Raw genomic sequence first — 12,896 nt, forward strand, 5'->3', positions numbered from 1 at the left:
AAAAGTCTCTGTGCGTTGAAAAGTATCGACTCATAAGAGAGAGCACTCTAAAGATCTGCATCGGGCTTAAGATTGAAGACTTTACAGTACAGTCAGCTTCGGAGGTAAGCCCTCCTAAGTGGCATCTCGCTCATACGACTTGGTTTTTCGAAGAGTTCATTTTGAACAAGTACTCACCTGGATATGAAAAATTTAATGATGAATATAGCTTATTATTTAATTCTTACTACAAGTCAGTAGGGACTCATTGGAAACAAGAAAAGAGAGGACTACTATCTAGGCCCACTGTTCAAGAAGTTTTGAACTATCGTAATCACGTGGATGCTGCAATGTTAGCCTTGTTGGAGACAACAATGGAACCTGAAAGAATTGAGTTTCTTTTAGAAATTGGATTAAACCACGAACAACAGCACCAAGAGTTACTTCTGATGGATATTAAACATATCCTAAGCTCCTCTCCGCTATCTCCTGTCTACTCTGAAAAGAGATTGGAGGCATTTTCGGCCGGATCATTAAAGTGGAGGCACTTTAAAGAGGGAGTTCATGAGCTAGGAAATAGTGAGAGTGAATTTGCCTACGATAATGAGAGGCCATGTCATAAAAGGTATATAAACTCATTTGCCATTCGTGAAAGCTATATCTCTAATGGTGAGTATTTAGAGTTTATTAATTCCGGAGGGTATCATAGCTTTCAGTATTGGTTGAGTGACGGTTGGGATTGGATTAATGAAGAAAAGATTCAATCACCACTTTATTGGAGACTAATCGAAGGAGAGTGGTATGAATTCACTCTTCACGGTTTAGTGCTACTTGATATGTATGCACCGGTTTCTCATATAAGCTTATATGAGGCCCAGGCATTTGCGAATTGGTCAGGTCAACGCTTGCCTACAGAGTTTGAATTAGAGCTGTTTCTTGGGGATAGTAAATTACCACTTTGGTGTTGGACTTCTTCCCATTACTCACCATATCCATCTTATGAATCATATATGGGTGGCCTAGGGGAGTATAATAGTAAATTTATGTGTAATCAGTTTGTTCTGCGTGGAGGCTGTTTTGCAACTCCTAGTGAACATTACAGAAATACGTATAGAAATTTCTACCGTGCTCATCAGAGATGGATGTTTTCGGGGATTAGAGTTGCAAAGGATATATAATGGAAGTGTCAGTACTTAGAGAAGTTAGTGAAGAGCAAAATTCAGAATTCTTAGAAGAGTTTGCAATTGATGTTTTAACGGGCCTATCAAAACCTGATAAACGATTATCGACAAAGTATTTTTATGATGATCGTGGAAGTGATTTATTTCAAAAGATCACTCAACATCGCGACTACTATTTAACTCGTACAGAGTTTAATATTTTAAAAGAATCGAGTTCAAAGATAGCCAATTTAATAAGCGAAGATGAAGTTGATATCATTGAGTTAGGTGCTGGAGATGGACATAAGAGTGAGCTGGTTATTGATGGCTTCTTAGGGCAAGGAAAGAGAGTCAATTACTTTCCAATTGATATTTCGGCTCAAGCACTAAAGCAGATGGAAGAGAATATTACTCACAAATCTGAGTTGGAAATTCATGGTATTGTTGCGGATTACTTGCAGGGGCTTAAGTTTTTAAAAGAAAGATCTAAGAGGAGAAAAATAGTTCTCTTTCTTGGCTCAAATATTGGAAACTTTGATCGTACCCAAAGTGAGAATTTCCTTCGGCAGTTATGGAAGTACTTAAATAGTGATGATTATCTTCTTATTGGCTTTGATCTTAAGAAAGATGTGGAGAAGTTAAGTGCTGCTTATAATGATTCCAGCGGCTACACTCGTGACTTTAATCTTAATTTACTTGATAGAATCAACCGAGAGCTCGGTGGAAATTTTGATAAAGATAAGTTTCAACACCTTGGTGTCTTTAACCCTAAGTTGGGGGCAATGGAGAGTTACTTGCTTCCTAAGGAGAAGCAGGAGGTGTATATCAAAGTGCTAGAGCATCGTTTTGAGTTTGAAGCCTATGAGCCACTGCATCTCGAATATTCATTCAAGTACACGAAAGAGGATATTGAGCGAACGTGTCAGCACACTGGCTTCAAGCTAAAGGATCACTTTACTGATAAAGATCAGTTATTTATCGATTCTCTTTGGCAAGTTGTTAAGAACTAGGCTTTTTTTACAACTGAGCACTTAAGGTACATCGAGCCATGGCCGTCGACTTTACAGGCGATATCGTGGCCATTAACTGGTTCCTCGAGAAGGCGGATATTCTTAACTTTTGTACCTGACTTTATCGTGCCTTTTCCGGCCTTCAAGTCTTTTACAACGGTTACAGAGTCACCGTTTTGTAATTGTGCACCATTTACATCGACGAATTGTGGAGTGCTATCCTCTTCAGAACTAGCATCAGGATTCCACTCGTTAAAGCATTCTGGGCAGATCCATAATTGGCCATCGTTATAGGCGTAAGGTGAGCTACATTTTGGGCATGTTTGATTTTCTTCTGTCATTGGATAAGAGTAAACCTTCGTTGCCCCATTGTAAATATGACATATCTTCCACAAGAAAAAAGAAATTAAAAATAACTAAAAATTTATGAATTATGTTGACTTTTATAATCATTGTTTAAGAATTCTGGATTATATTATAGGAGTGCAAAATTAGATTCTATTTTTTACGGAGTACAAATGAATATTTTGATTTTATCTTCTAATAAAAACCTTTATTCGACAAAGAGGTTAGTAGAAGAGGCCAAGCTTAGAGGTCACCATGTGGAAGTCGTTCGTCCTGACAAATGTTATATGGATGTTGTAACTGGCTCCCCAATGGTTTACTACCGCAAGAGAAAGTTAGACAAGGTTGATATTGTCATTCCAAGAATTGGAGCAAGTGTTAGTGCCTATGGGATGGCCATCGTTCGCCAATTTGAAATGATGGGTGTTTATTGTTTGAACTCTTCCAATGCCATTGGACGCTCAAGAGATAAACTACGCTCTCTTCAAATCTTATCGCAAAAGCATCTCCCTCTTCCTAAGACAGGGATGGCAAATAATACGCAACAAACAGAGAGTCTAATTAAATTAGTTGGTGGCGCACCGATGGTTGTAAAGCTTATCGAAGGATCACAAGGAAAAGGGGTCATTCTAGCTGAGACAAAGAAGGCAGCAGAGAGTTTAATTGATGCCTTTAGAATTCTTAAAGCGAACTTTCTTGTTCAAGAGTTTATTAAAGACGCAAATGGAGCTGATATTCGCTGCTTTGTCGTTGGTGGTAAGGTGATTGGAACAATGATGAGGCAAGCAAAAGAAGGAGAGTTTCGCTCTAATATTCACAGAGGTGGTGTTGGAACTCCTGTGAAGATTACCCCTGAAGAAAGAAAGGTTGCAATTGCGGCTGCAAAAGCGATGAAACTAAATATGGCCGGAGTTGATATCATTCGCTCAGGTAGTGGCCCAAAGATTCTAGAGGTTAATTCATCTCCTGGATTAGAAGGAATTGAAGGTTGTACAAATAAGAATATAGCCGTTGAAATTATCGACTTCGTTGAAAAGAATTACACAAAAGTTGTAAAGGATAACTAATTGAATGATCAATTATTTAAATTAAAAGTTGAAGAAGTTGAGATTGGCAGACCGATTGTTGAGTTTGTCAATTTTCCTTCTTTTTATGGGCTACAAAAAGTTAAAGCTCCTGTTTATATATACCGTGCAACGAAAGAAATTTCTCCCTGTGTTGTCGTAACAGCTTGTATGCATGGGGATGAGATTAATGGATTAAGAGCTGCCCAACTTTTGATGAAGGGCAAGCTAAAGCTACTTAAGGGAACTTTGATTATTATCCCTGCTGTTAATATCTATGGTTTTCTTAATAAACAGCGCTACCTACCTGATCGAAAGGATTTAAATCGTTGCTTTCCTGGAAAGCCCAAAGGAAGTTTTGGGGCCCGCTTTGCAAATTTTATTTTCAAACAAATAACAAAGTATGGAGATGTCTTTGTCGACCTACACTCTGGTGGACCAGGCCGATTTAACATCCCGCAAATTCGCTGCGATCTTGACACAGAAGGTATGCTAGATCTTGTCAATAATGTCAGCATTCCACTTGTTGTTAATAGTACTCTTAGAGATGGTTCCCTAAGAGAGGCAATTAATGATCTTGGCCGTCCTTGCATAGTCTTTGAGGGAGGAGAAGGTCTTCGTATTGACGAGACGATTGCAAAGTATGGAGTCAATCTCGTCAAAAGTATTCTAAGCCACTATGGTATGATTAAGAGTAAAAAGAATTTCAAAGAAGAGAAATTCATCATTCGCAAAACTAAGTGGATGAGGGCCATAAAAGGCGGACTATTAATCAATAAGGCCCATCATGGAAAGATTGTAAAAGAAGGTGAGATTGTAGGAGAACTAAGACAGCTTACAGGTGAACTTATAGGTCGCATAACGATGGAGCATGATGGAGTGATTTTAGGAATAAGTAAGTCTTCTGTCGTCATGGCCGGAGATGCACTTTATAATATAGGTTTCCTCTGTGAAGATACTCATGATGATATTGATGATCTTCAAGAAGGGGAAGGTGAGCTGTCTGATTACTTTGACTTTGAAGTTTAGCTCTACTATCTATGAGAGAAGAAGTCTTTAAAATACATAATGTGAATTTTTGTAGCGACTACATTTGCTCTAAAACCTTATGAACGTTTTAAATACCACCATAGAAGCTGGTTCAGTGGTGTAAAGACTCCGTGGAGAAAGTTTAAGCGATTCTCAACCCAAGAAACAACTAAACAACCATCTTCACTTGTAGTTGATGGTTCATGAATGTCAGACTCCTCAAAAGTTGAAAAATCTCCAGTATCAAGCTTATGGCCATTACTACTGTAATAACCATCGAGAACATAGCTATACTCTCTACCGTGGTGGCCATGCTTTGGAATAGTTTCACCTGGGCCTAGGTAGATAAAGTATAGTCCTCCGGTCTTACCTGATGTCACCTGAGCAACAGCACTATTCTTCCCAAATTCTTTCCAACTAATATCCTTGTCTGAAATAAATGAAAATGTTTCAGGAAGGGAAAATGTCTTGTTTTGAAACTTTACGATAGGCGGTTTATGGATATTATTACTTTCTACCTTCGCTTTAGTGCATTCAGCTTTATCTAAAATAAAATTGAAAATATCATCAGTAACATCTTTTTCTAACTTAAGATTAGAATTAGTGTAAAAGAAGTTATTTGCCTGACTTTCAAATTCTGACTCAGCTTGTATTCGGCAATCTTCACAATTATTTAGGTGAGCTTTAACAAGAAGTCCCGGCCCTGCCTCAAGCTCTCCAGTTACAAATCTTTTTATTAATTCAATATCTGGATGATAAAGCTTCTTCACTTTTGCTCCAATATAATTTTTAAATTTTTAACGGCCAGTCGTATACGTGACTTTACTGTGCCAAGCGGTATGTTCTCTTGTTCTGCAAATTCTTTTTGAGTTAAACCTTCTTGATAAATGCCATTAAGAACCAGCTGCTGTTCTAATGATAGTTTGGCTATCATTTCTCTTGTATAGGCCAAGTGATAAATTTCTTCAATATTATAATTCTCATCTTCTTGCTGCAGGTATTCTTCTTCAAATATGTCATAGGCACTGATGATACTTAATGGATCACGGCGCTGCTTTCTTAATATGTCATATTTTTGGTTTCTCACAATTGCATAAATCCATGTGTTTATATTTCCTTTATCTTTATCGTATAGGTGAGCACTCTTCCAAATCTTAAGCATTACTTCTTGTGCCATATCTGCAGACTGTTCTTTATTTAGTCCACTTTTAAGGCCATATCCAAGTACTTTTGGATAATAGAATTCAAATAACTTCTTAAAAGCTTCTCGCGAATTATCCTTCGCTATCTGCATAAGCAAATATTCAATGTCTATTAGACTGAGTTGCACCTTTGCTGATCTCCCTATAGTAGGAATTATTTTAGCATAAACTATACACGTGTTATTTAGTAAGTCATTTGATGCTGTAAATGCCTTCATATTATTTAATACGCTAATTGGATCTATTTGGATCACTAAGTAAAAAAATAAATTTACTTCTGTGATGGTGATCTTTTATCTGAATATGCACGTAGCATAAGTATAAGATAAATAAAGGACTGGTCATGTTTGATTTAATTGTGCTCGTATTATTCTTAGTTATTCTTTATTTTACGATAGGATGGCTGATTTCTTTGAATATTAAAGTATTTTCATATTTGGACTTCTACTGGAGCACAAGCTTTCTCGTAGTTATTACTTCATTGCTATTATATCGTCCCGAATTACTTGAATCGTTTCAGGCGATATTACTATGTCTACTTTATGCCTTTTGGTCTATGCGTTTAAGTACACACTTATTTCAAAGGATAAGAAAGACAGGAGAAGATAGTCGATACTTAACTTTAAAAAAGAAGTGGAAGATTATGTATGGTGTCTATCTTTATGGACTCTTTATTGGCGAGGCCGTTTTAACAGTGATCCTATCAATACCTCTATTTCTTCTTAGTATAGAAAGTTTAACTCTTTTTAACTTCTTGGGAAGTACTTTGTTCACCATTGCACTTATAGGAGAAATGATTGCAGATAGACAACTTAAAAGCTTTATTTCTTCTAAGAATAATAAAGGTAAAGTTTGTGATATTGGTTTATGGAAATACTCACGTCATCCGAACTACTTCTTTGAAACATTAATTTGGTTATCATACGGAGTTTATGGCCTTGATATGGAACGACCTATTACTTTTATTGGTTTTATACCGTATATCATCATGCTTTATCTTATTACTTCTGTTACAGGAGTCCCTGCGGCCGAGGAGTCATCATTGAAATCTAAAGGAGAAGTATACCGAGATTATCAAAAGCGAACGAATCGTTTTCTTATTTGGTTTCCGAAAAAAATTATAAAACATATCTTAATAATATGTTTAATTGGAGGAGTAAGTGTGAAAGAGCTAAAAGCTACAGGTTTAGATAGTCAAAATCTGCAAGCACAACGAATTGAAAAGGTTTTTAATGAGCTACGAGCAGATAATATTGAAATCTTAAATAACTTCTATGACAAGCAGGCGCTCTTCATTGACCCCATTGGTGAACACAAAGGACTTGATGCGGTAAAAGACTACTATCAAGGAATCTATCAAGGAGTAGAGGATATACGTTTTGAGTTTTCTGACATCGTTTCCAATGGCAATCATCATGTTGCCGTTTGGAGGATGATTCTTGTTACACCTAATCTGAACTCTGGGAAGCCGGTCATCTTATATGGAAACTCTGTCATTAAATTTAATGAATCTGGACTAGTGAGTTATCATCGTGATTATTTTGATATGGGTGAATTCATTTATGAGCATATTCCACTGCTTGGTTCTTTAATTAGGTATATCAAGAATAGATTAAAGGGGCCGCAATGAGAATAGCAATCATTGGTTCTGGTATTTCTGGACTGACATGTGCTTATAAATTGTCGAATAAGCATGATATCACGCTTTTTGAGGCCAATGACTATCTTGGTGGCCACACTCATACACACGAAATTGAATACGATGATCAAGAGCTAAAAATCGATACAGGTTTCATTGTTTTTAATAAAAAGACTTATCCGCATTTCTTAAGTCTAATCAATGAGCTCGGAGTCGAGTATAAATCTACTGCAATGAGCTTCAGTGTTCATTGTGATAAGACTGGCCTTGAATACAATGGGACAACCTTAAATACACTATTTGCTCAAAGAAGAAATCTCTTTAGGCCTTGGTTTTACTCCATGATTAATGGGATTATCGACTTTAATAAAAAGGCCAAAGTCTTTCTAGTAAATGACTCGGGCGATATTTCTCTTTCTCACTTCTTTGAAACAAGGGGAATTAGGAAGAGTGTTATCGACTATTATATTGTACCGATGATGGCGGCCGTTTGGTCGACAGATCCTGTAGCTGTTTGGCGCTTCCCTGCCAAATTCGTTTTACGATTCTTTGAAAATCATGGGTTTTTAGAAGTTGATGATCGACCACAGTGGTATGTCATCGAAGGTGGTTCAAATTCCTATATTAAGAAAATGGTACCACATTTTAAGAAATCAATAAGACTTAAAACTCCTGTTAAATATATTACTCGTGAAAAAGAACAAGTTATTATTACAACGAAAGATGGCCGTGAAAGTTTTGATCAAGTTATCATTGCAACACATTCAGATACGGCATTAAAATTACTAGAGAGTCCTACAAATAAAGAAATTGAATTACTTTCTGCAATTCCTTATGTTGTCAATCCAACTTATCTTCACACTGATGATAGTTTCTTACCTAAAAGAGAACTTGCAATAGCAGCATGGAATTATCTACTTCCTACAGAGAAGTCGATTGGCCCAACTGTCACTTATAATATGAATATTCTCCAAGGCATCAATTTTCATAAGAATTTCAATGTCACACTAAACCCATATCGACCTATTGAGAAAGATAAGATTCTAAAGGAAATGAGCTATATGCATCCACTTTTTACTTTAGATGGGATGAAGGCCCAGGCAAGGTGGCATGAAATAAGCGGACATAATCGCACTCACTATTGTGGTGCTTATTGGCGAAACGGTTTTCATGAAGATGGTGTCTTTAGTGCCTTGAGAATCGTTGAGGAATTGGAGAAATTATGAAATCTTGTCTTTATGAAGGAATAGTCATGCATTCTCGCTTTCGTCCAAAAGTACACTTTTTCAAGTATAAGCTCTTTCTCGTTTATCTTGATTTAGATGAGGTTGATGAATTTTTCTCACTCTCTCGTTTCTGGTCTTATATGAAGGGAAATATTGCATACTTCAAAAGAAGTGATTATCACGGTGACAAGACTAAGAATCTTAAAAGTGAAGTTTTAAAGACTGTTGAAATGCACCTCGGTCGTAATATTGAAGGTTCAGTTAGAATGCTGACAAGCCTTCGATATTTTGGTCACTGCTTTAATCCTGTTACTTTCTACTACTGCTTTAATAAAGAATGTGAGATTGAAGCTATTATGGCCGAAATTGAAAATACCCCCTGGGGGGAGAGGTTTTGTTATGTTGTTGATGCAACAAAGGCCTCTCATGACAAAGAGATTAGGAAAAAATTTAAAAAAGAATTTCATGTATCACCGTTCTTTCCTATGTCTTTGATGTATGATTGGAGATTTTCCAATCCTCATGATTTATTAAAAATAAATATGGAAACATTTGAAAAAGGGGAAAAGGTCTTCTTGGCAAGTATGAACCTTAAGAAGGTCGTTGCCACAGAAGGTGCGCTTAATAAAATACTAATTAAATTCCCTTTGATTACTTTGAAGGTTGTCCTTGGCATTTATTTTCAAGCATTCCTCTTGTGGATTAAAGGTGTACCTTTCTTTGATCATCCGAATCCAGCTAGTCGTAGAGAGTTATTTTCACATACGAATATAAAGGAGAAATAATGAGATCAAATATCAAAACTATAGAGAAGTCTCAATTTTTAAATAAACATGATAGACCAGGTGTGCTCCTTCGAACTCTTCGTGACGCAATTTTAAAGAAGTTGGCCTTATTAGAAAATGTACGATTAACGATTTATGTTGGCCGTAGGAAGCATATTCTTGGCCGTGGGTCTAAGCGCATTAGTGCTGAGATGATTATTCATGACCAGAGCTTCTTTACAGATATTTTTATCAAGGGCTCCATTGGTGCTGCTGAGTCTTATATCCTAAAGAAATGGGATACTCCAAATTTAAGTAATGTTATGAGAGTATTTGCTATCAATAAAGACCTTCTTAGTGAGATGGATTCTGGCTTTGTAAATTTTCTAAAGCCTGCTAGGTTTTTAGAATATTGGCAAAATCGAAATACTCTTACTGGTTCTAAAAAGAATATAGAGGCCCATTACGACTTACCAGATGAACTTTTTAAACACTTCTTAGATGACTCGATGATGTATTCAAGTGCAATATTTGCAAATAAAAAATCTACTTTGGAAGAAGCTCAACAATATAAGCTAAAACTTATAGGTGAGCGATTAAATATTAGGGCCGGTGATCATATTCTTGAGATTGGAACTGGCTGGGGGGGGCTTGCCATTCATCTCGCACAAACCTATGACTGTCATGTTACAACGACGACGATCTCTGAAAATCAATATGAAGAAGCTCAAAGAAGAATTAAGGCAGCAGGACTTGAAGATAGGATTACTCTTTTGAAAAAAGACTACCGTCTACTTGAAGGGAGCTTTGATCGTGTCGTATCAATTGAGATGATTGAGGCCGTTGGTGAAAAATTCTTAAATACATATATGAAAAAGATATCAGACGTTCTTAGAGCTGACGGCCTCGCTCTTTTACAGATAATTACCATTAATGATCAAGAGTATGATCGTGCTGTCAAAGAGCTAGATTTTATTAAGAAATATATTTTCCCTGGTAGTTTTATCCCTTCTATTCATGCTGTTCTAGATGCAGCTAAGAGGGTTTCAGATTTGCGTCTATACTTTCAAATTGATTTTGCTCAGGACTACGTACGTACTCTTAAAGAGTGGCAGAATCGATTTAATCACGAAACGCATAAGATTCCAAAACTTGGCGAAGATGAACAATTTAAACGACTTTGGAATTTCTATTTTTCGTATTGTATAGGGGGCTTTAGCGAAAGGGCCATTGGTGTTTCTCATTTAGTCTTCGGTAAACCACTTTATAGATCTTAGGAGGATATGATGTCTATTTTAATGAGTGCTGCTGAAAGAGGCCTTATTCCTAATCCATTAATTAGAATGGGAATAAGAAAGTTAATCAAGAAACGTAAGGATGAGATTTATGAAAATCTCGATTTTCATAAAAATGGAATTATAGAAGAGTTTAATAAGTCCCTTATTGCGGAAGATGTTGATAAAGCTAACGAACAACACTATGAGCTTCCTGCGGAGTTTTTTAAGTTGGTATTAGGTTCACATTTAAAGTATTCAAGTGCTCTTTTTGATGATGGAGTGAAGAGTCTCGATGAAGCAGAAAGTGCAATGCTTGAAAAATATTGTGAAAGAGCTCAGATTGAAGATGGGATGGAGATCCTAGAGTTAGGGTGTGGTTGGGGTTCTCTAAGTTTATATCTGGCCAAGAAGTTTCCTAATTCAAAGATTATCGCCATTTCAAATTCGAATGGACAAAGAGAGTTTATTGAAAGTCGAATAAAAGAGTGCTCTCTAAATAATCTTAAGATTATAACATGTGATATTAATGAGTTTAGCATTGAGCGTAAATTTGATCGTATTATTTCAATCGAAATGTTTGAACATATGCGTAATTATAATTCTTTATTTTCCAAACTCTCTTCTTGGTTAAATGATGATGGAAAACTATTTATTCATATCTTCTGTCATAAAGATGCCTCTTATTTCTTTGAAACTCAGGGTGAAGATAATTGGATGGGCCGTTATTTCTTTACCGGGGGAGTGATGCCGAGCTTTGGCCTATTTGAAAAGGTGCAAGATAGTTTCAAACTAATAGAAAAATGGAAGGTTAATGGAGCCAATTATCAAGAAACTTCAGAGCAGTGGTTTCAAAATATGGAGAAGAGGCGACCTGAAATCATGAAAGTTATGGCCGCTACCTATGGTGAAGATCGGGCCAATATTTGGTTTCATCGATGGAAGATATTCTTTGCATCATGTGCCGAATTATTTGGTCATGGTAAAGGTGAAGAATGGTTTGTTGGGCACTTCTTATTTGAAAAGAAGTAGTCAAACACGGAGATTAAAATGATTTTTGCAATATGCTTTCTATTTATCCATTGGTACTTGTCATTATTTTGTCAGTCCTTTTACTTACATCGTTATATATCTCATAGTCTTTGTAAGCTTACACCTGCTTGGGACAAGTCATTCTTGATTCTTACAATTTTAGCTCAAGGGCCAAGTTTTTTACGTCCTCAACATTATAAAGCATTGCATATAAATCATCATAAATATTCAGATGATATTGGAGACCCTCATTCTCCCGTTATTAGTAAGAATATTATCTCTATGATGTTTAATACGTATAGAGAGTACATGAGCGTAGAAACACAAGATGAAAAATTTCCTTGTGTTGTTGCTGTCGCTGATTCCGTATTCGTTAGATTACTCTTTATCGTACTATATGCGCTGATGTATCTATTATTTACAGATTCATATTGGTACCTTTTGCTTGTTCCAATTCACAGCTTACTAGGGCCAATTCACGGTGCGATTGTAAACTGGTGTGGCCATAAATATGGATATCGAAATCATAACTTGGATGATCATTCCAAGAATACTCTGTTGATAGATTTTCTGATGATGGGGGAATTATACCAAAATAATCATCATGCAAATGAAAGTAGCCTGAATTTCGCTGATAAAAAAAATGAATTTGATTTTACCTTTATTGCTCTTAAGTTTTTGAAGAGAGCAAAGGTGGTGAGCTATGATTAAACTAATGAGAATGACTGTAGCTTTATTTTTTCTACTTACCTGTGCCAATGCTTTAAGTGGACAACTACGATTGGTTGGAAAGGGGACTCTTTCATATTTTATCTGGAATGTTTATGAAGTGTCTTATTTTAAAAACTCTAGTGATAACGTTGAATTACTTAAGATTAGATATCTTCGAGACGTCGATAGAACAATATCTCAAGAAGGATGGAGGGAGTCATTGAAGAAATATGATAATATTGAAAAACAAATAAAGCTATTCGTTGATAGTAGTGTTGATGTAAAGGAGGGAGATGTTATATCTATCTATAAACTCAATGGAAACAAAGTAGTCATAAAAAAAAATGACAAGGTCATACTTGAGAGTACGGATGATAAAAAACTATATTTCCTAGCACATGCTCCATGGCTTGGTGAGTACCCTGTCGACTCAGGTTTGAAAAGGGACTTGTTAAAGTAAT

At 36.2% G+C, this 12,896-nt stretch carries 14 protein-coding genes; 11 read left to right on the top strand and 3 right to left on the bottom strand.

Going from position 1 to position 12,896, the window contains the following annotated elements; genetic code table 11:
- Window positions 1-8: 8 nt before the first annotated feature.
- Window positions 9-1,157 (top strand): ergothioneine biosynthesis protein EgtB, encoded by a 1,149-nt coding sequence (gene egtB, locus M902_RS13635; protein ID WP_052607445.1) that lies wholly within the window; start codon window positions 9-11, stop codon window positions 1,155-1,157.
- Window positions 1,157-2,149, top strand: a complete 993-nt coding sequence (gene egtD, locus M902_RS13640) for an L-histidine N(alpha)-methyltransferase (protein WP_021268222.1) — start codon at window positions 1,157-1,159, stop codon at window positions 2,147-2,149. The genes egtB and egtD overlap by 1 nt, the downstream gene beginning before the upstream one ends.
- Here egtD and M902_RS13645 read toward each other — a convergent pair.
- Window positions 2,146-2,490, bottom strand: a complete 345-nt coding sequence (locus tag M902_RS13645) for a zinc ribbon domain-containing protein YjdM (protein ID WP_021268091.1) — start codon at window positions 2,488-2,490, stop codon at window positions 2,146-2,148. The genes egtD and M902_RS13645 overlap by 4 nt on opposite strands.
- Window positions 2,491-2,667: 177 nt before the next feature.
- On the opposite strand from M902_RS13645, the gene rimK reads away from it, so the two are divergent.
- Both rimK and M902_RS13655 read left to right on the top strand, forming a co-directional pair.
- A complete protein-coding gene (rimK, locus tag M902_RS13650; protein ID WP_021268317.1) occupies window positions 2,668-3,561 on the top strand; it encodes a 30S ribosomal protein S6--L-glutamate ligase in 894 nt (297 codons plus the stop codon).
- Entirely contained in the window at window positions 3,562-4,587 is a 1,026-nt protein-coding gene (locus M902_RS13655; protein WP_021268449.1) for a succinylglutamate desuccinylase/aspartoacylase family protein, read from the top strand. It abuts the gene before it with no gap.
- 77 nt (window positions 4,588-4,664) lie between these two features.
- Here the strand turns inward: M902_RS13655 and M902_RS16180 are convergent, their stop codons facing one another.
- Window positions 4,665-5,357 (bottom strand): cupin domain-containing protein, encoded by a 693-nt coding sequence (locus M902_RS16180; RefSeq protein WP_021267793.1) that lies wholly within the window; start codon window positions 5,355-5,357, stop codon window positions 4,665-4,667.
- Entirely contained in the window at window positions 5,354-5,881 is a 528-nt protein-coding gene (locus M902_RS13665) for a sigma-70 family RNA polymerase sigma factor (protein ID WP_198011907.1), read from the bottom strand. The genes M902_RS16180 and M902_RS13665 overlap by 4 nt, the downstream gene beginning before the upstream one ends.
- A 251-nt stretch (window positions 5,882-6,132) precedes the next feature.
- On the opposite strand from M902_RS13665, the gene M902_RS16185 reads away from it, so the two are divergent.
- From M902_RS16185 to M902_RS13700, 7 genes are read left to right on the top strand one after another with little or no spacing between them, the layout of a single operon-like run.
- A complete protein-coding gene (locus M902_RS16185; RefSeq protein WP_021268535.1) occupies window positions 6,133-7,419 on the top strand; it encodes a DUF1295 domain-containing protein in 1,287 nt (428 codons plus the stop codon).
- Complete coding sequence (locus M902_RS13675) at window positions 7,416-8,654, top strand: NAD(P)/FAD-dependent oxidoreductase (RefSeq protein ID WP_021268674.1); 1,239 nt, start codon at window positions 7,416-7,418, stop codon at window positions 8,652-8,654. Before M902_RS16185 ends, M902_RS13675 begins: the two co-directional genes overlap by 4 nt.
- Complete coding sequence (locus M902_RS13680) at window positions 8,651-9,439, top strand: DUF1365 domain-containing protein (RefSeq protein ID WP_021268082.1); 789 nt, start codon at window positions 8,651-8,653, stop codon at window positions 9,437-9,439. Before M902_RS13675 ends, M902_RS13680 begins: the two co-directional genes overlap by 4 nt.
- Window positions 9,439-10,695 carry a cyclopropane-fatty-acyl-phospholipid synthase family protein gene (locus M902_RS13685; RefSeq protein ID WP_021267923.1) on the top strand — a complete coding sequence of 419 codons (1,257 nt, stop codon included), beginning with the start codon at window positions 9,439-9,441 and terminating at the stop codon, window positions 10,693-10,695. The genes M902_RS13680 and M902_RS13685 overlap by 1 nt, the downstream gene beginning before the upstream one ends.
- A 9-nt stretch (window positions 10,696-10,704) precedes the next feature.
- A complete protein-coding gene (locus M902_RS13690) occupies window positions 10,705-11,724 on the top strand; it encodes a cyclopropane-fatty-acyl-phospholipid synthase family protein (protein ID WP_021268026.1) in 1,020 nt (339 codons plus the stop codon).
- Between the two features lie 18 nt (window positions 11,725-11,742).
- Window positions 11,743-12,435, top strand: coding sequence for a fatty acid desaturase (locus M902_RS16845; protein ID WP_021268171.1), 693 nt, complete (start codon window positions 11,743-11,745; stop codon window positions 12,433-12,435).
- Window positions 12,428-12,895 (top strand): chalcone isomerase family protein, encoded by a 468-nt coding sequence (locus M902_RS13700; RefSeq protein ID WP_021268436.1) that lies wholly within the window; start codon window positions 12,428-12,430, stop codon window positions 12,893-12,895. The genes M902_RS16845 and M902_RS13700 overlap by 8 nt, the downstream gene beginning before the upstream one ends.
- The last annotated feature ends 1 nt before the right edge of the window (window position 12,896 follow it).

This window comes from Bacteriovorax sp. BAL6_X (genome assembly GCF_000443995.1).
Taxonomy (GTDB): Bacteria; Bdellovibrionota; Bacteriovoracia; order Bacteriovoracales; family Bacteriovoracaceae; genus Halobacteriovorax_A.